23 protein-coding genes are annotated in these 21,571 nt (G+C 34.3%); 17 read left to right on the top strand and 6 right to left on the bottom strand.

Annotation, left to right across the window (positions count from 1 at the left end):
* Positions 1-27: 27 nt before the first annotated feature.
* Positions 28-918 (bottom strand): 3-hydroxyacyl-CoA dehydrogenase family protein, encoded by an 891-nt coding sequence (locus tag QW060_RS07640; protein ID WP_290363052.1) that lies wholly within the window; start codon positions 916-918, stop codon positions 28-30.
* Between the two features lie 51 nt (positions 919-969).
* Positions 970-1,935, bottom strand: a complete 966-nt coding sequence (locus tag QW060_RS07635; RefSeq protein WP_290363051.1) for a Gfo/Idh/MocA family protein — start codon at positions 1,933-1,935, stop codon at positions 970-972.
* A 151-nt stretch (positions 1,936-2,086) separates the two neighbouring features.
* Between QW060_RS07635 and QW060_RS07630 the strand changes: the two genes are divergently transcribed.
* A complete protein-coding gene (locus tag QW060_RS07630) occupies positions 2,087-2,731 on the top strand; it encodes a protein-L-isoaspartate(D-aspartate) O-methyltransferase (RefSeq protein ID WP_290363050.1) in 645 nt (214 codons plus the stop codon).
* 134 nt (positions 2,732-2,865) lie between these two features.
* Here the strand turns inward: QW060_RS07630 and QW060_RS07625 are convergent, their stop codons facing one another.
* The 3 genes from QW060_RS07625 to QW060_RS07615 form a co-directional block, all read right to left on the bottom strand.
* Complete coding sequence (locus QW060_RS07625; RefSeq protein ID WP_290363049.1) at positions 2,866-3,123, bottom strand: DUF6952 family protein; 258 nt, start codon at positions 3,121-3,123, stop codon at positions 2,866-2,868.
* Between the two features lie 3 nt (positions 3,124-3,126).
* Positions 3,127-3,435, bottom strand: coding sequence for a thioredoxin family protein (locus tag QW060_RS07620; protein WP_290363048.1), 309 nt, complete (start codon positions 3,433-3,435; stop codon positions 3,127-3,129).
* 78 nt (positions 3,436-3,513) lie between these two features.
* Positions 3,514-4,152, bottom strand: a complete 639-nt coding sequence (locus QW060_RS07615) for a peroxiredoxin (protein ID WP_290363047.1) — start codon at positions 4,150-4,152, stop codon at positions 3,514-3,516.
* A 474-nt stretch (positions 4,153-4,626) separates the two neighbouring features.
* Here QW060_RS07615 and QW060_RS07610 point away from each other — a divergent pair, with 474 nt between their 5' ends.
* Entirely contained in the window at positions 4,627-6,540 is a 1,914-nt protein-coding gene (locus QW060_RS07610; protein ID WP_290363046.1) for an amino acid permease, read from the top strand.
* A 94-nt stretch (positions 6,541-6,634) separates the two neighbouring features.
* The gene (locus tag QW060_RS07605; RefSeq protein WP_290363045.1) at positions 6,635-8,302 is read left to right on the top strand and encodes an amino acid permease; all 1,668 of its coding nucleotides are present in this window, start codon (positions 6,635-6,637) and stop codon (positions 8,300-8,302) included.
* A gap of 14 nt (positions 8,303-8,316) precedes the next feature.
* Here QW060_RS07605 and QW060_RS07600 read toward each other — a convergent pair whose 3' ends face one another.
* Entirely contained in the window at positions 8,317-9,489 is a 1,173-nt protein-coding gene (locus QW060_RS07600) for a proline dehydrogenase family protein (protein WP_290363044.1), read from the bottom strand.
* Between the two features lie 81 nt (positions 9,490-9,570).
* On the opposite strand from QW060_RS07600, the gene aroB reads away from it, so the two are divergent.
* The 14 genes from aroB to QW060_RS07530 all read left to right on the top strand — a co-directional run bounded on the left by aroB (position 9,571) and on the right by QW060_RS07530 (position 21,570).
* Positions 9,571-10,638, top strand: a complete 1,068-nt coding sequence (aroB, locus tag QW060_RS07595; protein ID WP_290363043.1) for a 3-dehydroquinate synthase — start codon at positions 9,571-9,573, stop codon at positions 10,636-10,638.
* 289 nt (positions 10,639-10,927) lie between these two features.
* Positions 10,928-12,334, top strand: a complete 1,407-nt coding sequence (locus QW060_RS07590) for a type III PLP-dependent enzyme domain-containing protein (protein WP_290363042.1) — start codon at positions 10,928-10,930, stop codon at positions 12,332-12,334.
* Between the two features lie 22 nt (positions 12,335-12,356).
* Complete coding sequence (locus QW060_RS07585) at positions 12,357-13,331, top strand: deoxyhypusine synthase family protein (RefSeq protein WP_290363041.1); 975 nt, start codon at positions 12,357-12,359, stop codon at positions 13,329-13,331.
* A 94-nt stretch (positions 13,332-13,425) separates the two neighbouring features.
* Positions 13,426-13,845, top strand: coding sequence for a DNA primase (locus QW060_RS07580; RefSeq protein WP_290363040.1), 420 nt, complete (start codon positions 13,426-13,428; stop codon positions 13,843-13,845).
* 122 nt (positions 13,846-13,967) lie between these two features.
* Positions 13,968-14,519 carry a bifunctional pyr operon transcriptional regulator/uracil phosphoribosyltransferase PyrR gene (pyrR, locus tag QW060_RS07575; protein WP_290363039.1) on the top strand — a complete coding sequence of 184 codons (552 nt, stop codon included), beginning with the start codon at positions 13,968-13,970 and terminating at the stop codon, positions 14,517-14,519.
* Between the two features lie 23 nt (positions 14,520-14,542).
* Positions 14,543-15,469: an aspartate carbamoyltransferase catalytic subunit gene (locus QW060_RS07570; protein WP_290363038.1), complete on the top strand. Its 927-nt coding sequence runs from the start codon at positions 14,543-14,545 to the stop codon at positions 15,467-15,469.
* Positions 15,470-15,507: 38 nt separating this feature from the next.
* Positions 15,508-15,837, top strand: coding sequence for a ribonuclease Z (locus QW060_RS07565; RefSeq protein WP_290363037.1), 330 nt, complete (start codon positions 15,508-15,510; stop codon positions 15,835-15,837).
* A gap of 30 nt (positions 15,838-15,867) precedes the next feature.
* Positions 15,868-16,779, top strand: a complete 912-nt coding sequence (locus QW060_RS07560) for a ribonuclease Z (protein WP_290363036.1) — start codon at positions 15,868-15,870, stop codon at positions 16,777-16,779.
* 3 nt (positions 16,780-16,782) lie between these two features.
* Positions 16,783-17,427 (top strand): pyridoxamine 5'-phosphate oxidase, encoded by a 645-nt coding sequence (gene pdxH, locus QW060_RS07555; RefSeq protein WP_290363035.1) that lies wholly within the window; start codon positions 16,783-16,785, stop codon positions 17,425-17,427.
* A 194-nt stretch (positions 17,428-17,621) separates the two neighbouring features.
* The gene (locus tag QW060_RS07550; RefSeq protein ID WP_290363034.1) at positions 17,622-19,454 is read left to right on the top strand and encodes a T6SS effector amidase Tae4 family protein; all 1,833 of its coding nucleotides are present in this window, start codon (positions 17,622-17,624) and stop codon (positions 19,452-19,454) included.
* A gap of 20 nt (positions 19,455-19,474) precedes the next feature.
* The gene (locus QW060_RS07545) at positions 19,475-19,900 is read left to right on the top strand and encodes a hypothetical protein (RefSeq protein ID WP_290363033.1); all 426 of its coding nucleotides are present in this window, start codon (positions 19,475-19,477) and stop codon (positions 19,898-19,900) included.
* Positions 19,901-19,976: 76 nt separating this feature from the next.
* Positions 19,977-20,360 carry a hypothetical protein gene (locus QW060_RS07540; protein WP_290363032.1) on the top strand — a complete coding sequence of 128 codons (384 nt, stop codon included), beginning with the start codon at positions 19,977-19,979 and terminating at the stop codon, positions 20,358-20,360.
* A gap of 150 nt (positions 20,361-20,510) precedes the next feature.
* Positions 20,511-21,098, top strand: coding sequence for a hypothetical protein (locus QW060_RS07535; protein WP_290363031.1), 588 nt, complete (start codon positions 20,511-20,513; stop codon positions 21,096-21,098).
* A gap of 91 nt (positions 21,099-21,189) precedes the next feature.
* A complete protein-coding gene (locus QW060_RS07530; RefSeq protein ID WP_290363030.1) occupies positions 21,190-21,570 on the top strand; it encodes a hypothetical protein in 381 nt (126 codons plus the stop codon).
* Position 21,571 lies beyond the last annotated feature (1 nt).

Raw genomic sequence — 21,571 nt, 5'->3', positions numbered from 1 at the left:
CGGATGAAACCGAACATTGAAAAAATATTATTTTAAAAATTGTTTTGCTACTTTTTCTGCTTTTTTACTTTCAGAATAGTCATAAAAACCTTCACCGGATTTTACACCCAGTTTGCCAGCCATCACCATGTTTACCAATAATGGGTTTGGTGCATATTTAGGATTTTTAAATCCATCATACATAACATTCAGAATGGACAGGCATACATCAAGACCAATAAAGTCTGCTAATTGTAAAGGTCCCATCGGATGTGCCATTCCCAACTTCATCACGGTATCAATTTCTTCTACACCAGCTACACGGTTGTAAAGTGTTTCAATAGATTCATTGATCATAGGCATCAGAATACGGTTTGCAACAAATCCCGGATAATCGTTTACTTCAGTAGGCGTTTTTCCTAATTGTACCGAAAGATCCATAATAGTTTTGGTCACTTCATCAGTAGTATTATAACCACGAATGATTTCAACTAATTTCATAATCGGCACCGGATTCATAAAGTGCATACCAATAACGCGTTGTGGATTTTTTACTACTGAAGCTATTTTAGTAATAGAGATAGAAGAAGTGTTAGAAGCCAGAATAACATCTTCACGGCATACTTCACTTAATTCTTTAAAAATATTTAGTTTTAGCGTAACATTTTCTGTTGCAGCTTCTACCACTAAATCAGCATTTACTACACCGTCTTTAATCTCAGTATAGGTAATGATATTTTCAATCGTAGCTTTCTTATCTGCTTCCGTTATGGTTCCCTTTGCAATCATACGATCCAGATTCGTAACAATCGTCTGCATACCGCGTTCGATTGATTTTTCACTGATATCGATTAAACATACTTTAAAACCTTTTTGAGCAAACGTATGAGCAATTCCATTACCCATAGTACCTGCTCCAATTACAGCAATATTTTTCATTTTATTTTGTTCGTTTGTTTCTATATGAAATGCGAATATAAGTGTTTTGGTTTACTTATTAAAACAATCGATGATCTGATGTGCAATTCTCAACGCTTCCGTACCATCTTCTAATGTAACAATCGGGGTTGTATTATTATTAATAGCATCTGCAAAAGTTTCCAGTTCATCTAAAATGGCGTTGTTGGAGGCCACTTCAGGGTTGTCATAATAGATCTGTTTTTTTACACCTTCGGCATTTTGCAGAATAAGATCAAAGTCTCCGGGTACTTCCGGTGCATTTTTCATCTTTACAACTTCACATATTTTATCGAGATAGTCTACAGATATATACGCGTCTTTTTGAAAGAAACGTGCTTTTCGCATGTTTTTCATAGAGATACGGCTTGAAGTTATATTAGCTACACAGCCATTTTCAAATTCAATGCGTGCATTGGCAATATCGGGTGAATCACTGATTACAGCAGTTCCCGTTGCATGTATTTCTTTTACTTTGGATTGCACTACACTTAATATCGCATCGATATCATGAATCATAAGATCCAGTACAACAGGTACATCTGTTCCTCGGGGATTAAACTCTGCCAGGCGGTGTGTTTCAATGAACATGGGATTATTGATTTTGTTTTTTACTGCCATAAAAGCAGGATTAAAACGTTCAACATGACCTACCTGTCCTTTGACACCATATTCTTTTGCAAGTGCAATAATGTGCTCAGCTTCTGTAACTGTATTGGAAATGGGTTTTTCTAAGAAAATATGTCTACCGGCTTTGATGGCCTGTACGGCACATTCATAATGTGAAAGGGTAGGAGTTACAATATCTACAACATCTACTTCTGCAATGAGTGCATCGATACTTTTAAATACACGGTAACCGAACTCCTGTGCTACTTTCTCTGCATTTGATGCTAAGGGATCATAAAAACCGACCAATTCATATTTTTCAGACTGGTTCAATAAACGAAGATGAATCTTACCTAAATGTCCTGCTCCCAGAACGCCTATTTTTAGCATAAAAAAATAATTTATACAAAAGTAAAATATATTTATATATCAAACTCATTAATGCCGTGAAAGTTACTGTTCATTTGTGGTTATTGGCTAAAAAGAGCTTGAAAAATTGAAATTATTGCGTAATTTTGAAGTCTTATAAAACCATTCCCCATTGAGAGATACTGCCAAACATCAAGGACTTCGAAATCAACTTATTTCTGTGTTACAGCAGAAAGGAATTAATGATAAGCGCGTTTTGCAGGCTATGCAAAGCGTACCGCGTCATTTGTTTCTTGAATCAGGTTTTGAAGATTTTGCCTATCAGGATAAAGCTTTTCCAATAGGGGCAGGACAAACCATTTCTCAACCTTATACTGTAGCATTCCAATCTCAGCTGTTACAGGTAAAACCAGATGATAAAATTTTAGAGATCGGAACCGGTTCCGGTTATCAGACTGCTGTTTTATGTAAAATGGGGGCTAAAGTTTTTACAATTGAACGTCAGATAGAATTATATAAGAAAACCAGTAAATTACTGGCTGCTTTGCGATATAATCCCAGAGTGGTTTCTTTTGGTGATGGTTACAAAGGCTTGCCTACAGACGCTCCTTTTGACAGTATTATTGTTACTGCCGGAGCTCCTTATATTCCTCAGGCTCTGATGGCGCAGTTGAAGATCGGAGGACGTTTGGTGATTCCCGTTGGAGAAGATACACAAATCATGACGTTGCTGGTAAGAAGTTCTGAAACTCATTTTGAACAGCAGGAATTCGGAGATTTCCGTTTTGTACCGATGCTGGAAGATAAAAACAGATAGGATATATCTTTATAAAAAAGACTTTAATCTCATATTCTTATAAAATAATCTTCATAAAAGACGAAAAAACCGCTTATAATAAACGGTTTTTTCTAAATAGATTGTTGTTTTTGTTATATAAATAGCAGTACTGCTTATTTATCAATGGATCCTAAAACACGCTGCATAAAGGTATTCAGGGCTTCTTTTTTAGGAGTACCGGCTTTGATTAGTTTATCAACTTCGATAGCACCATACATATTGGAGATTAATTCAGCAATTACATCCAGTTCTTCATCTTTAAGAGAAGGAACTTCTGTTAGGGCTTCTAAAACCTCAATGGTTTCAATTATATAATCCTGATCATTCTCTTCAATAAATTGCGTCAAATGTTTAATAACGGGTAATTTCATAGATTATCCAATTTCGTTAATCAATTCCTGAAGCACTTCCGCTTTATTGGTTTGTGTTTCATTTACCAGTTTTCCGTCTACAAAGGTAGCAAAAGTAGGCAAATTTGTAACACTTGCAAGCTTTCTTGACTCAGGAAATTTTTCTGCATCAACAATTACAAATGTAATATCTTCTTTTTCAGAGGATAGCTTTTTGAATTTAGGTTTCATAATACGGCAGTTACCACACCATGAAGCTGAATATTGAACTGCTACTTTTTTATTGCCTGATACAATTTCTTGTAAATTATCTTGATCTAACTCTACGAACATTGTTTGAATTTTTTTAGGGTTAAAAAATCCAAATTCAAACTCTGTTTCCCGAATTTGGATTTTTATAAATTGTTTTAATTAGTGTTTTGCTAAATATTCTGCTGTAGCATTTCTGTTAGCAGACATTGCATCTTTACCTTCTTCCCAGTTAGCAGGGCAAACTTCTCCATGAGTCTGTACGTGTGTGTACGCATCGATCAAACGAAGGTACTCGTTTACGTTTCTACCCAATGGCATATCATTTACTGATTCATGGAAGATTTTTCCTGTTTCGTCAATAAGGTAAGTAGCTCTGTATGTTACATTTGATCCGTTAATCAATACAGTGTCTAATTCTTCATCATATTCTGTAGATTCAACATCAAGAATACCTAATACATTCGCTAAATTGCGGGTAGTATCTGCTAAAATAGGGTACGTCACTCCTTCGATACCACCATTGTCTTTTGCAGTGTTCAACCATGCAAAGTGTACTTCATTAGTATCACAAGAAGCGCCGATTACTATTGTATTTCTCTTCTCGAAATCTCCTAAAGCTGCCTGAAAAGCATGTAATTCTGTAGGACATACAAAAGTGAAATCTTTCGGATACCAGAATAATAATACTTTTTTATTGTTTTTTGTAGCTTCTTCAAAAATGTTGATTCTTAAATTATCTCCCATTTCAGAAATTGCATCTACCGTAATGTTTGGAAATTTTTTACCTACTAAAGCCATGTTTTAAATTTTATGATTAATAACTATTTTTACTTTTATAAGACAAAGATAGAACAATCCCTACTGCTTTTGAAGCGGTTTCAATTGTTAATTCTTATCGTTGCATAAGCTGTCTTTATGAGTACACATCTTATATGTACTCAAAGATACATAATCTATATGATGATAAAAAATGCCTTTTATCAACATACTATTAAATGTTTCCAAATAGTATAAATACTTCTGTCTGTCCAATCTGTATTTACATATGTGACTTAATTTTGTTACACTAATGTGTTTTTAAAAGGGGAAAGCATTTTATAAGTTGATCAATATGTAAAATTAAATGGTATATCTGACAAATAATACAGCACTAATTCATTGCTTTTGCGTATATTGGAAATACTTTTTTTGCAAAACAGGCTTTTTCATTTTAATTTTTTTGTACTTTTCCCTCTTTAAAAAATTAAACAATAAATAAAAGATACGTATTACATGAGCTTATTCCGAAAAAAGACGGTTTCCGACATATTATCCCAACTAAAAAAAGATCAGGACAGTAATAAATCTTTAGGTAAATATCTTACCCAGCGTGATTTGATTTTTTTTGGAATTGCCGCTATTGTTGGAGCCGGTGTTTTTAGTACTATCGGTAAAGCGAGCTATGATGGCGGTCCGGCTGTTATTTTTCTGTTCATGTTTACGGCACTCGCTTGTGGATTTACGGCTTTTGCCTATGCTGAATTTGCTTCAATGGTTCCGGTTTCAGGAAGTGCTTATACCTATTCGTATGTAGCATTCGGAGAACTTATAGCCTGGATTATCGGATGGGCACTCATTATGGAATATGCTATTGGGAATATTACACTGGCCATTTCGTGGAGCGATTATTTTACGGGATTGCTGGAGACTATGAACATACATTTACCCCAATGGATACAGATGGATTATCTCTCTGCCAGAAATGGTTTTAATGATGCTGTGGCATTGATGCAGAACGGAAAAGCATTTGAAAATCTTCCTGCTTATATACAGGATGCACATACAGCATGGTCTACAGCACCGACTTTAGGAAATATTCATTTTGTGGCAGATATTCCGGCTTTGGGTATAATTGTGTTGATTACATGGCTGGTTTACAGAGGTATGAAAGAATCCCGAAATGCCAGCAATGCCATGGTTATTGTAAAGATTGCCGTAATCATGCTGGTACTCGCAGTTGGTATATTTTATGTCGACACGGAAAACTGGGATCCGTTTGCGCCAAATGGTATCACCGGAGTTTTAAAAGGGGTATCGGCAGTATTTTTTGCTTATATCGGTTTTGATGCTATTTCTACCACAGCTGAAGAATGTAAAAATCCGCAAAGAGATTTACCAAGAGGGATGATGTGGGCTATTATCATCTGTACTATTCTGTATATTCTTATTGCCTTGGTATTAACAGGAATGGTGAATTATAAAGAATTGAATGTTGGAGATCCTTTGGCTTTTGTTTTTGACAAATTGAATCTGAAATGGTTGTCCGGAATAATTGCAGTAAGTGCAGTGGTTGCTATGGCAAGCGTATTGCTTGTGTTTCAAATGGGACAGCCTCGTATCTGGATGAGTATGAGCCGTGACGGTTTACTGCCACCAAAGTTTGCTAAAATCCATAAAAAATATAAAACGCCTTCATTTGCTACCGTAGTTACCGGGTTTGTAGTAGCAGTACCGGCCTTATTTATGAATCTGACGATGGTAACAGATTTGTGTAGTATTGGTACCTTGTTTGCCTTTTCTGTAGTATGTGCCGGTGTTTTGATATTGCAGGATAAAAATATTCCAAGAGGGAAATTCAAAACACCTTATATCAATTCAAAATTTGTTTTGCCTTTCTTGACTGCTATCGGTATCCTGTATGCCCTAACAATCAATCAACAAAATACATGGGATTTTATTACCAACAAAGCGCAGATTGTAGATCCGATTACTTTGGTTACCTCTTTAGATAAAACACAGTCTGAAGCCATGTTGAATTATTTAGGGGAAAATGATTATATACAGACTACTGAACATGCAGATGATTTAGAATATATACTCACACATATCAAAGAAAAAACAACCGGTAACTATCAACAGATTGTAGAAAATGCACCGGTAAGTGACTCTTTAAAATTTGAAAGAGGGTTTGATCTCTTCAAACACAAAATACCGCTTTGGATATTTTTTATAGTACTAATTGCACTCAATATATGGGCGATCCGAAAGAATTTATCTCTAATTCCAATGCTTGGACTTATCTGTTGTTTTTATCTCATGGCAGAACTAACGGTATGGAACTGGCTGTATTTTTCAATTTGGTTGGTGATCGGTTTACTGATCTATTTTTCCTATTCCCGCAAGCACAGTAAACTTAATTTACAATAATTTTCTTTAGAATTATTTGATGAAAAAGCAGACAAGTGAATGATATTTTGCTATTTTTGTTTCTTTATGTTAAAGAAAATTAAAAATAGTTATTATGGGATTATTCACAAGGAAGCCTTTAAATGAGTTGTTAAGAGAAGCGAATGAGAGTGGTGAACATACATTAAAAAAGACATTAGGACCTTGGGGACTTATTGCTTTGGGTATGGGAGCTATTATCGGAGCAGGTCTTTTTTCCATAACGGGTATGGCAGCTGCAAATTATGCAGGTCCTTCTATTATGGTATCCTTTCTGATTGCAGCATTAGGCTGTGCTTTTGCAGGATTATGTTATGCAGAATTTGCTTCAATGATTCCTGTGGCAGGAAGTGCTTATACCTATTCGTATGCCACTATGGGAGAATTTATCGCATGGATCATTGGTTGGGATTTGGTGCTTGAATATGCCGTAGGTTCTGCAACTGTTGCTTCAAGCTGGGCAGGTTATCTCAACGCACTGTTGTCGAATTTTAATATGTCGCTTCCCCCCGAACTCATGACCACACCATTTGATGGGGGCTGGTTTAACCTTCCGGCTGTTTTCATTGTTGTGTTAATGTCGCTTGTGTTAATAAAAGGTACAAGTGAATCTGCATTTGTCAATGCCATTATCGTTTTATTAAAAGTGGCTATTGTTCTTGTTTTTATCATTGTAGGTTTTAAGTATGTACGTACAGAAAATCACATTCCTTTTGTGCCGGATAATACAGGTACTTTCGGTGAATTTGGTTTTTCAGGTATGATCCGTGCAGCCGCGGTGGTGTTTTTTGCTTATATCGGCTTTGATGCCGTGAGTACAGCAGCGCAGGAAACGAAAAATCCCAAAAAGGCAATGCCAATAGGAATTATGGGTTCGCTCATTATCTGTACCGTTTTATATGTCATCTTTGCTTATGTGATGACAGGAGTTGTAAATTATAAAGAATTTGCTGCAGGTGATGCAAGCAGTCATTTGGCTCCGGTGGCTATTGCTATTCAAAATATGGGAACAATGGCGGCTGACGGTACGGTAACACCAGAATATCCGTGGTTGAACACGTCTATTATTATTGCTATTTTATTAGGATATGCTTCTGTAATTCTTGTATTGCTTTTGGGACAGAGCAGGGTGTTTTACTCTATGAGTAAAGACGGACTTTTGCCAAGAGTTTTTTCAAGTGTACACCCAAAATTTAAAACACCTTATAAAGCCAATCTTTTCTTTTTACTTTTTGTAAGTGTTTTCGCTGCCTTTATTCCGGGAAGAGTAGTAGGGGAAATGACTAGTATTGGTACCTTGTTTGCTTTTATTCTGGTATGCGTTGGCGTATTGGTGATGCGTAAAAAGATGCCGGATGCGCCACGTGCTTTCAAGACACCATTGGTACCACTTGTACCTATACTGGGAATTCTTACGTGTTTTTTTATGATGGCTTTTTTACCTTTAGACACATGGGTACGTTTGGTAGTATGGATGCTTATTGGTCTTGATGTTTACTTTTTTTACGGAGCAAAACACAGTTTATTGTCTGAGGATAAGATTACTACAGCTATGCAGGCTAATAAGGTGGTAAGTATATCAGTATTGATTTTATCTGTTGTATTGATTCTTATTGCTATTTTACATCATATTAATACTGAAGGCAGAGATGCAATTTTGTATTATTTCTCACTCATATTTGCAGCAATTCATATAGGTTATTTTACCTATATCTATTTTATGAAAAAAAATAAGGCTGTTTAAAACAGCCTTATTTTTTATTTCATTCTTCGTCTTTTAATTTCTGTATCGAGAAGATTGAGTTCCCGATTGGTTTGCCCGGCTACAGAAGTGTTTTCTTCTGCTCTGCGAATCAAATAAGGCACCACATCGTAAACAGGACCGAAAGGTAAATATTTTGCGACATTATAATGGTGCATGGCAAGGTTATAACTGATATTATCACTCATACCGTAAAGCTGTCCGAACCACATACGTTTATCGTCATGAGCGATATTAAAGTCCTGCATGAGTTTCATCATCATATAGGAACTTTCTTCATTATGTGTTCCTGCAAAGAGTGCCATATTCTTATCCAGATTTTGCAGGATATAAGTTACAGATTTATCAAATGTAGCATCTGTTTGTGCTTTTGTTGCGCAAATGGGGGACGGATATCCTTTTTCTTCTGCTCTCAAACGTTCCTTTTCCATATAAGCACCGCGAACTACTTTAAAACCAACATGAAATCCTTCTGCTAAGCCAATCTCATGAGTTTGTTTGATAAAATCAAAACGGTCCCATCGATAGGTTTGAGCTGTATTGAATACAATACATTTTTCTCTGTTATAAAGACGCATCATATCTAATACCAATTCATCGGCAGCATCCTGCATCCAGCTTTCTTCAGCATCGATAAGTAAAAGTACATCTTTATCGTATGCTGCTTTACAGATAGCATTAAATCGATATACAATATTATCCCATTCTCTTTGTTCCGGTTCTGTAAAAGGTTTTCCTTCTCCTTTTTTCTCAAATAAATAGAAACGTCCGACACCTGTTGGTTTAAAAACAGCAAAAGGTATTGCTTCCCGCTCTTTGGCAAACTCAATCGTTTTGAGTGTCATTTGCAAAGCAGCTTCAAACTGTTCTTCGGTTTCTTTTCCTTCCACAGAATAATCGAGTACTGAAGAAACTCTTTTGGTATACATTTTATCTACTACTTTAAGGCAGTCTTCTTCTGTAACCCCGCCACAAAAATGATCAAAAACAGTTGATCGTATCAATCCTTTTACGGGAAGTTTTGTTCTGATGGCAAAACCCGCAAGTGATGTTCCTATTTTTACCAAAGTCTGGCTGCTGATCATTTTAAACAAGAAATAAGCCCGGTTTAGTTCGGAATTATTTTTCAGTGCGAAAGCAACCTCTGTATTATCAAAAATTTTTTCCATTATTTCGTTTAATATGTGCAAATATAATTACACTTGCCATAATTTTGATTTATTTTTACACAAAAAAATACTGCTTAATTAATGAAAACCATTATTTCAAAAAGCTATTCAATTGTTTTTGGAGAGAAATCATATGAAAACCTGTATGAGATCATTAAAGAGAATAATTATTCTAAAATTTTTATTTTAACAGATACCAACACATCAGAATATTGTCTGCCTCATTTTCTGGCTCATTTTGCTACAGAAGTTCCGTTTGAAATTATTGAGATTGAAGCAGGAGAAATACATAAGAATATCGAAACCTGTTTTGAAGTATGGAATGCTTTAGAAGAACTTGAAGGAGATCGGAAAAGTCTTTTGCTAACACTTGGTGGTGGTACAGTAAGCGATTTGGGCGGTTTTGTAGCTTCAACTTATAAAAGAGGAATACACAGTATTCATATTCCTACTACTTTACTGGCAATGGTGGATGCTTCGGTAGGTGGTAAGACAGGTGTGAATCTTGGAAGTCTCAAAAATCTGATAGGCACTTTCAGTTTGCCCAAAATGGTATTGATTGATGTCAGTTATTTACAGACATTACCACAGAATGAAATGCAGTCCGGTTTGGCAGAAATGCTGAAACACGGTCTTATCGCAGATATGGATTACTGGAATGAACTAAAAGATCTCAGTAATCTGACCACAGACGATTTGGAACGCCTGATTCATCGCTCAATTGAAATAAAAAATAATATTGTATTACAGGACTATGAAGAGCAACATCTGCGCAAAGGATTAAACTTCGGTCATACTCTGGGGCATGCTATTGAAAGTCTGTTTTTGGAAGATCCTGAAAAAGAAAAATTACTACACGGTTTTGCCATCGCTCAGGGTATGATACTTGAAGCTTATCTCTCATATAAAAAAGAATTTATTTCTTTAACATTTTATGAAGAGATAAAAGAAATTATAAGAAGTATTTTTGATAAAGTAGATTTATCAGACAACGATGTGCAGACTATTTTTTCTCTTTTAACCCATGATAAAAAGAATGCCTTTGGAGAGGTAAATTTTACATTATTAAAAAACAGAGGTGAGTTCAGTTATAATGAATTAGTAACGAATGATTTGATTTCAGAAGCGATTCATGATTATCTCAAATAAAAATTATATCAAATATGAAACGTTACGAGGATAATTTTTTTAACTTTGTAACGCAAATTTAATAGGTTCAAGCCAATGCAAATCATTAAAAATAGAGGGATTCATAACTCTGCCTTTTTTAATATAAAAAATAATGTTTTCCTTATTCAAAAGGAAGACATTAAAAGTATCTATTACACTTATTTTTGTACGAATAAATTAAATATCGTATTTGCTAATATCAGGGTTTGAATGGTGTTGTTTTTTCGGTTAACAATAAAAACATTTTTAAACTTAAAAACAACAAGCAATGAATACCAAATATTTCGATTTAATCAATCAGACTTTTTATTTTCCACAGGAAGAATTCACCCTTAATAAAGACAACTTATTATTCCATAATATCGACTTGATGAAGTTGGTTGAACAATATGGAACTCCTTTGAAATTCACGTATTTACCGCAAATTTCCAACAACATCAATAAAGCGAAAAGCTGGTTTAGAAAAGCGATGGAAAAGCATAAATACGAAGGAGAATATTATTATTGTTACTGTACTAAAAGCTCTCACTTTGAATATGTGATGAATGAAGCATTTAAAAATAATATTCATGTAGAAACTTCTTCTGCTTTTGATATTAATATTGTAGAGAAGCTTTTGGAAACCGGTAAAATAAACAAATCAACCTATGTTTTGTGCAACGGTTTTAAAAGAGAGCAGTATATTGAAAATATTGCACGCCTGATCAATAATGGTCATAAAAAAACCATTCCTATTATTGATAACTATGAGGAACTGGATTTGCTTCAGGAAAAAATCAAAGGGAAATTTCAGGTGGGAATCCGTATTGCTTCTGAAGAAGAGCCAAAATTTGAATTTTATACCTCCAGATTGGGTATTGGTTATAAAAACATTTTACCTTTTTACCGTAAAAACATTTTGGAGAATTCTAAAGTAGAGGTAAAAATGCTTCACTTCTTTATCAATACTGGTATTCGTGATACATCCTATTATTGGAATGAACTTTCAAAATGTTTAAAAGTTTATACAAGTCTGAAAAAAGAATGCCCTACATTAGACAGTCTGAATATCGGAGGTGGTTTTCCAATTAAAAACTCATTGGCATTTGATTATGATTATGCATATATGATTGAAGAAATCATCAATCAGATAAAAATTGCCTGTGATGAAGCTGATGTACCGGTTCCGAATATTTTTACAGAGTTCGGTTCGTTTACTGTTGGTGAAAGTGCAGGAGCTATCTATCAGGTTTTATATCAGAAACAACAGAACGATCGTGAAAAGTGGAATATGATTGATTCTTCTTTTATCACTACCTTACCAGATACCTGGGCGATTAACAAACGATTTATCATGCTGGCAATTAACCGCTGGAATGATTCTTATGAACGTGTTCTTTTAGGAGGATTGACTTGTGATAGCGATGATTATTACAATTCTGAACAAAACCTGAATGCCATTTATCTTCCAAAATATAATAAGGAAAAACCTTTGTATATCGGTTTCTTCAATACAGGAGCTTATCAGGAAACAATTGGCGGACAGGGAGGAATTCATCATTGTCTTATTCCTCAGCCAAAACATATTTTAATTGACAGGGATGAAAATGGAATTCTGGCAACAGAAGTATTTTCAGAACAGCAAACAGCCGAAGATGTATTGAACATCTTAGGATATAACAGAAAAAAAGAATAACAACTATTTAAAAATACATAAAATGGGTAAAGGTCCAATTAGTCAGTTTATTGAGAAAAATTATCTTCATTTCAACGCTGCAGCATTAGTAGATGCGGCTAAAGGATATGAAACACATATAAATGAAGGCGGTAAAATGTTGGTTTCACTTGCTGGTGCTATGAGTACAGCTGAGTTGGGAATTTCATTGGCAGAAATGATACGTCAGGGAAAAATTGATATTATTTCCTGTACAGGAGCCAATCTTGAAGAAGATGTGATGAATCTTGTAGCGCACTCGCACTACAAACGCGTACCTAACTATAGAGATCTTACACCACAGGATGAATGGGATTTATTGGAAAACCACTACAACCGTGTTACTGATACGTGTATTCCGGAAGAAGAAGCATTCCGTCGTCTTCAAAAACATTTAGAAGATGTATGGCAGGCAGCCGAAGCGAAAGGAGAGCGTTATTTACCGCATGAATTTTTATATCAGGTAGTAAACAGTGGTGTTTTGGAACAATACTATGAAATTGATCCTAAAAATTCCTGGATTGTTGCAGCCGCAGAAAAAAACTTACCGATCATTTGTCCGGGATGGGAAGATTCTACAACCGGAAATATTTTTGCAAGTAATGTAATCAAAGGAAAATTAAAGGCAAGTACTGTAAAATCGGGTATCGAATACATGATCTACCTGACAGAGTGGTACAGAGCAAACAGCGGTGGAAAAGGAGTAGGTTTCTTCCAGATCGGTGGAGGTATCGCAGGAGATTTCCCTATCTGTGTAGTTCCGATGATGTATCAGGATTTAGAATGGACTGATGTTCCTTTCTGGTCTTACTTCTGTCAGATTTCAGATTCAACAACCTCTTACGGATCGTATTCAGGAGCCGTTCCTAATGAAAAAATTACATGGGGTAAACTCGATATGGATACGCCAAAGCACATAATCGAATCAGATGCAACCATTGTAGCACCTTTAGTTTTTGCGTATCTTTTAGATATGTAATAAATTAGAAAATATTCAGAAAAAAAGAATCATTTTTTTTTGAAGATATAATTATAGGCTCTATTTTTGACGTGAAATAAAGTAATAGTTAAGAATGAAAAGAGTTATTGTTGATTACGCTAAATTGACAAATGAAATTTTGACACTTTTAGTAGAGAAATTTCCTGATGGTTATGATGATTCAGATATCATCCGTTTTAAAAACGCAAAAAATGAATCAATCGAAGCTGTAGAAGTTAAAACAGAAGATACTATTTATTTAGTAAAAGTAAGTACTAAACTGGCAGACCGTATTGAGAATTTTGATGAAGAAGACGAGGAAATCATACCGGAAGCAATCAATGTGAAAGATATTGATGATTTAGACGAAGAAGACGATATGAAGCCTAAAAAAGCTTCTAAAAAAAGCTCATCTGAGACTGATGAAGAGGAAGACGATGATTTTGATGAAGATGATGATGAATACAGAGACAATGATGACATCGATGAAGATGACGATGATGAAGAAGAATAGATATTATAAAAATCCCGGTTTTTACTCGGGATTTTTTATGCCTTTACAGCTGTCATTTCATTTTTTAGTTAAAGTATGATAATTAAATTGTAATTTTACTTTCGCAACACAACACTTTATATATGAGTACCAAAATATTGTTGACTTCTAAAGACGTCAATATCATTTTACACAGGCTGGCTTGTCAGTTGATAGAAAAACATCTTGATTTCTCTGATACGGTTATCATTGGTTTACAACCAAGAGGGAAATATCTGGCTCAAAGGCTTCAGATACTTTTGGAAAACGAATATCAGATCAAAAATATTCCGTTTGGTTTTCTGGACATTACTTTCTTTCGTGATGATTTCAGAAGAAATGATAAACCTCTGGAAGCAAATAAAACACAGATTGATTTTCTGGTTGAAGACAAGAAAGTGATTTTTGTAGATGATGTACTCTTTACGGGTAGAAGCATACGTTCAGCACTAACTGCGATTCAGTCTTTTGGCAGACCAAGTGAAATAGAACTTTTAGTGCTTATTGATCGCAGATTCAGCAGAAATTTACCTATTCAACCCGATTACAGAGGCCGTCAGGTTGATGTTATCAACAATGAAAAGGTAAAAGTGCAATGGAAATCAGTAGACAATGCACTGGAAGATCAGGTACTTTTAATAAACGAATCTAACTAACAACCGAGCTACAGTACAAAAAAATGAAAGAATTAAGTGTTAATCATCTATTAGGAATAAAATATATCAACAAAAACGATATTGATTTAATTTTTGAAACAGCTGATCATTTTAAAGAAGTTATCAATCGTCCCATAAAAAAAGTACCTTCCTTAAGAGACATTACTATTGCCAACATCTTTTTTGAGAACAGTACGCGTACAAAGCTTTCTTTTGAATTAGCTCAAAAACGTCTTTCTGCTGATGTTATCAGTTTTTCTGCAGCTCAGTCGTCTGTAAAAAAAGGAGAAACACTTATTGATACCGTCAACAATATTCTGTCAATGAAAGTTGATATGGTTGTAATGCGTCACAGTAATCCAGGAGCGGCTTACTTTTTATCTAAAAATGTCGGAGCCAGTATTGTCAATGCCGGAGACGGAGCTCATGAACACCCGACTCAGGGATTGTTGGATAGTTTTACCATTCGGGAACGATTGGGAGAAGTAGGAGGTAAAAAAGTAGTGATTGTCGGAGATATTCTACACTCCAGAGTAGCACTTTCTAACATTTTTGCATTACAGATGCAGGGAGCAGAAGTGATGGTTTGCGGACCTAAAACGCTGATGCCGCGTTATATTCAAAGTTTAGGGGTACGATATGAACCGAATTTACGCAAAGCTTTGGAATGGTGTGATGTAGCCAATATGCTTCGGGTGCAAAATGAACGGCTTGATGTAAATTATTTTCCATCAACACGGGAATATGCACAACAATATGGAGTGGATAAAGCACTATTAGACTCTTTAAATAAAGAAATAATTGTCATGCACCCCGGACCTATTAACCGTGGAGTTGAAATCACCTCTGATGTAGCTGATTCACAACAATCTGTTATCTTAGAACAGGTAGAAAATGGAGTTGCAGTTCGTATGGCAGTGATATACCTGCTTGCCTCAAAAATAAAATAAACTGTAGGGATTTATCCGTTTTGAAAAAATTATACTACATGAAAATAAAAGAAAAAGGAAATACTGTTATTATTAAGCGTGTGGATGAAAATCTGCAGGAATTAATTCAGAAAATTACAGATCAGAAAAAAGAATTTTTGTCACATCATCTTGTAATCGATCTGAATACATACAATTTAAAAGCAGAGGAAGTATTGCTTTTCCAAACGTTACACGATATGTTTAAAGATTGCAAAAAATCATTTGCAATCGTTGTAACCGATGCCGATTTTAATGAATTATCAGAAGACATTACTGTAGTTCCAACTTTGCAGGAAGCACATGATATCATTGAAATGGAAGAGATTGAGCGCGATCTTGGCTTTTAAAAACATACAAATTTCTTATTAACTGCTGATATGAAACTAACCATTTTAGGCTGTTATTCAGCAACTCCAAGATCGATAACCAATCCTACATCACAGGTATTGGAAATCAATAATCAGATGTTTCTTATTGACTGTGGCGAGGGTACTCAGGTACAACTCAGAAAACACAAGATTAAATTCTCGAAGATCAATCAGATCTTTATATCGCATTTACACGGAGATCATTGCTACGGACTGGTAGGATTAGTATCTACATTTATGCTTCTCAACCGTCTAAATGATTTGCATATATATGGTCCTAAAGGCATCAAAGAAATGATTCTTCTTCAATTACGCCTATCTAATTCCTATACGGGTTACGGTCTTTATTTTCATGAACTTACTTCTACTGAAAGTGAAGTTATTTTTGAGAATGATAAAGTGCGTGTGCGAACCATACCACTAAAACACAGAGTGTATACCAACGGCTTTTTATTTGAAGAAAAACCCGGAGCCAGAAAATTAAATATGGATGCTGTTCTCAATCACGAAATAGAAACCTGTTATTATCAAAAAATAAAAGACGGAGCAGATATGCTACTTGAAAACGGAACGGTTATCCCAAATCACATCCTTACATTTGATCCGGCTCCTGTACAATCTTATGCGTTTTGCTCAGACACCCTCTATGATGAAAGTATTGTGCCTCTTATCCATGGAGCAGATGTACTGTACCATGAAAGTACTTTTTTGGAACAGGACAAATCCAAAACAGCACATACGATGCATTCAACGGCTATTGAAGCCGCAACCATTGCTCAGAAGGCTCATGTAAAAACACTGGTTTTGGGCCATTATTCCACCCGATATGCCAATTTAAATGCCTTTAAAGAAGAAGCTGAAACGGTTTTTGATACAGTAGAACTGGCTGAAGATGGCAAGGTTTTTAATTTTAATAAATAAAAAATGAGTGATTTAAGCAATTATAGAAAGTCCTATGAAAAGAGTCGTCTTACAGAAAATACTGTTGACGAAAATCCGATGATGCAGTTTCGTAAATGGTTCTATGAGGTAGAAGAATTTGGCGGAATAGAGGAAGTAAATGCCATGACTGTAGCTACCATTGGCACAGATGGCTTTCCTAAAGCAAGGATTGTTCTTTTAAAAAAATATGATGAAAACGGTTTTGTTTTTTATACGAATTATGATTCTGAAAAAGGAAAGGCTATTATCGCCAATCCGCATATAGGCTTGTCGTTTTTCTGGCCTTCTATGGAACGTCAGGTAATCATCAAAGGTATAGCCGAAAAAACAACAGAGCAGATGTCTGATAATTATTTTGCCTCACGGCCTCAGGGTAGTAAATTAGGTGCTGTTGTTTCACCACAGAGCCATGTGATTCCATCTTATGATTTTTTAGAGCAGGAATTGCATAAGCTTGAAAAAGAATTTTCTGATAAAGAAGTTCAACGCCCGATGCATTGGGGCGGTTTTTTGATAAAACCCGTTTCTATCGAATTCTGGCAGGGAAGACCCAATCGGCTACACGATCGCCTGCGCTATACGCTGCAAGAAGATATGGATTGGAAAATTGAGAGGCTTGCGCCCTGATGTTTTCAAAAGAATTCAAAAAGATACACCTTTCATCTTTAAGCAAATTTAGCATTTCATTATAAAAGTATTGTTCGTAGAAAGTAAGTTTTCTAACCTCAGAGTAAAGATACTTATATGTGAATTAAAATTAATACACTTATTATTAGGTTGTTATATTTTTTGTGTTATATTTACAAAAACATCTTGTAAATATGAAAAAAACACTCTTAATTATTTTCACTGTGTGCAGTTTGTATGCATGCTCTGATGACATTACAGAAGAATTAAAACAAACGAATAGTGCTAAGGCTTCTGCAGAGGAAATCCAATATGAGATCTTGAGCTTTGAGGAGTTTTTTTACCGACTGACAGAAACGAAACAGGCAGATCAGAAAACATTACAATCAATTCAAAACAGTTATGAGATTGCCAAAAAGAGAAATCAGGGCAGTATAGAAAAAGATGCCGTTACGGACATCGTTATCGATCACTTTTATGATCCCATTCATACGATTGAAACCTATTCTTTTGTCACACAAAAATTCAATGAAAAGGGAAATTTTCTTGAAAAATTTGTGGTAACCATCAATAATGAAGTACTCAAAACAGCCTATCTGCGCTATTATCCCGAAGGCGGTATATTTGAAGAACTCTTTACCGGAAAAGTAGAACTCTCTACTGCTGATCAGACGATTACCATCAGCGACTATTTCAGAAACGGTGAACGTGATAACCGTACCACTAATGCCGTACAAAAAGACTGCACCACTATATTTACCTTTCGCTCTACCCGATGTACCAATGGCGGTCGCCACAAATTCGGGCAGATGTGTGGCGGTAAATATACCAATGACGCCTATATTTATGTAACTACTGATGTGGTCTGTAAAACAACCATCACCAGCGATATCGTACAATTGTCTTTAGAATTAATCGATCTGAATCCCGCAAAAGGAGGCGGGGGCGGTTCTTCTTCTAATGCTAAATTCGAAAACTTCTTATACAGCCTGCCGGGACTTACAAAGAATATGCTGGCTCAAAATTCTGATCTTAAAACAGCTGTGAGTGTCTATCTGATGCAAAAGAATTATTCTGCAGCCAGTATAAAACTGGCAGCTGACCTGCTTAATTATATTGCCAATGATACTGTATTGCGTACCAACAATAACAAGCTTACACAGCAAATTGTACAGCTATCGCTGTTTGCCAATAAATTTACTGTGAATAGCTTTATTACTTTTTGGAGCAGTCTTAGTTTTATTGAAAAAAATAATATTCAACAATTTATAAACTCTAATTTAACAAATGGAGCCTATCCTGTAATTAAACCTTCTATTATTGAATTCATAAATTGGGTATTACCTTATTTAATTCAAAATAATGATTTCTCATGGGATGAAATTCAGAAAATGTTTTTCGCATCTTATCCTGAATTAGAAAACAGTATTGTTCCAGCAAATTCAGATTTAATAACATATGATGAAATATTGTATCAACAGTCTTTACCAAGTTTAGCCAATTTTATCAGTAATTTTCCCAAAATCGAAACTTCTGGAATGTTTACACAAATGCCTGCGTTCGATGTGTTTCAATTAGTCGGAGGTAGTCCATATTCAAATCATGTATCAGGTAATCAGAATTATTCAAATGCCTGTGCTGTGCGAGGGTCTAGGGGATTATTATATTCAAATATTCATATTCCAGTTTTAAAATATAATGGTTTACAACGAACAGAAAAGGGAAGTGATGGAAAAAACTATATATTAGATGCCGTTTCATTTAACAAGTTTATGATTGATAAATTTGGAGAACCACCTTTAAAGTTAATTGGTAATGATGCGAATGACTCGCAAATGGTAATGGATATGTTAAAAGGAAAAAATGGAATTTATGTAATAATTAATAAGGATTCGAGAAGTAGCAGTTTGGGTGGAGCTGGATATTCAGGACATGTAGATTTAATTTTAAATGGCAAATGTATTGGTGGTGAATATTTAAAGCCAAAAGGTGGTGTTCATTCAATCCGGATATGGATATTAAATTGATGTATATGGAAAATAGAAAAATGATAATAATATATTTAATCTTAATGTTTACCATGCTGCTTAACAATAGTTGTAATGTGACCTATGAAAAAATTGGAAATTATAAGTATGAGATAAGTACTGATAAAGTCTTTACAGGCGATTATGATGGAATTGTTAAGACGATAAAAACGTATAAGCTGAATAATACATTTCAGGCTGGGGTAACATTGGAGTCTAAATTAGGCTTTGAACCACGTACTGATACAATCTATTCTTCTGGCTATACTGAGATTGATACAATCAATAAAACATTAATTGTAAGGGAATACTATTATTACGGTTACAAAAAGTTTATCAAAACAGATAGTATTTATAAAGTCTTTAAACAAACACCTACAGGTAGCCTCAAATTGTCAACATGTACACAATTTTACAATGGAGTTGGTAAGGATATTATGCCTTAAAAATAGGTGAGATAGCAAAAAAGGAAAATTTTAGAATAGTTGCTATTCACAAATAACATTCTTAAAAATTTATACAATGAAGTATCTTATCTATATTCTTTACTTGCTCCCTTTGTGCGTATATGCACAGAAAACAAAAGACAATACCATATATTTATTGTATGATCAGTATAAAGATGAACATTTTCATGAAAAAGGAAAAGTACATTACTTTAGAATATGTGTTGATGATACATATACTGATTTTGTATATGGCACTGGAAAGAAAGTACAAAAAACTAAAAAATTAGACCATAAGATTACAGATCGTAAAAAATTGTCTCTTATTTTGGCGAATGATTCATTTGAAAATAAAATCTTCTTTTATATCGTTGAAAAAGTCGATGATTATTATTTAATCAGGAGTGCCGACTATAGATTCAGAATGCCGGATGAAGATGAAAGTTTTTGGACAAAATAATTTTCTATAATCTCTGGAAATTCATTTTTGGGAACTCGACCAATGAGATAAAATATAGGTAAGCACATAGTTTGTAAACATCATTAATATAATTGCCATCTATCACATGTCAAATGGCAATTGACGACTAATCAAAAAAAATATTTACATATGAAGTATATCATTATAGCTTTCTTGATTTTTACGTCTATGGCGTATTCACAGGATAATCACATATATAAAAAAGTTTTTAAAAATAAGAAAAATTTCAAATATCTAAGTTTTTATGATAAGGATGCAAAAAAGAAAATGGCTACCTATAAAGTTTATGATAGTACATATTTAATTCACAAACGTACTTTTAAGTATAATGACAGTATTTATTATAGTAAGAAATTAGCTGATAGCATAGCTGCTTACGGAAAAATGCATGGTAAAGAATCTTATGCTGCCTATATTACTAAAGTAAGTGAAATTTTATCTTTTGAAGAACAAGATTATTTATGGAAACAAACTGATCAAACTAAAAAAGAAAAAATATTTATTGAAAATAAAAAAGTCGTAATGATTCAAGAAATCCCTAAGGATGAATTGTATTTTCAGGTCTCCAATATTATTTATTCAAATGATAGAAAAAAAGCGTACTTGAAAATTGAAGTACGGGTAAATAACGATATTATTGGGCATTCGTTCTTTATTTTATCACTTGTCAATAAAAAATGGTTACAGATATATCAAGATGAACAAATTTTCTTGTGATTCGGATAGTCCTCGGATATAGATATGGAGAACATAAGCATATAAACTATAGATTATATAGATATTTGGGAATTAGAATAAATAGTTTAAAATGAAAAAAATATATTATATAATAGTACTAATGCTTTTAATAGTTTCATGTAAAAGCAAACAAAAATATCAATACCAATGGACAGCAGCTTATAAAGCGAATGTTTTTTGTTCTTGTCTGAAGAATTTGGATGTTCAATTGAAAAATGATTCTTCCCCATCTCTCAATTTTCAAATATTGGGAAATTTTAATTTAATAAATGAAACCGACTCTTTGGGAAAAGTATATGCAACAATTATTAAAGAGAGAAATATTTGGTATAAAGGAGGAGATTTAGAAGGTTACAATAACATTATAAACGGATGTTTAGAATTTTATCAAAGTAAAGATCTAAAAATACTTTCTAAAAAAAGATATAAAGAGGTGAATAAAAAACATTAAG

It is taken from the genome of Paenimyroides ceti (assembly GCF_030409925.1).
This window is presented reverse-complemented; position numbering and strand designations above follow the sequence as displayed.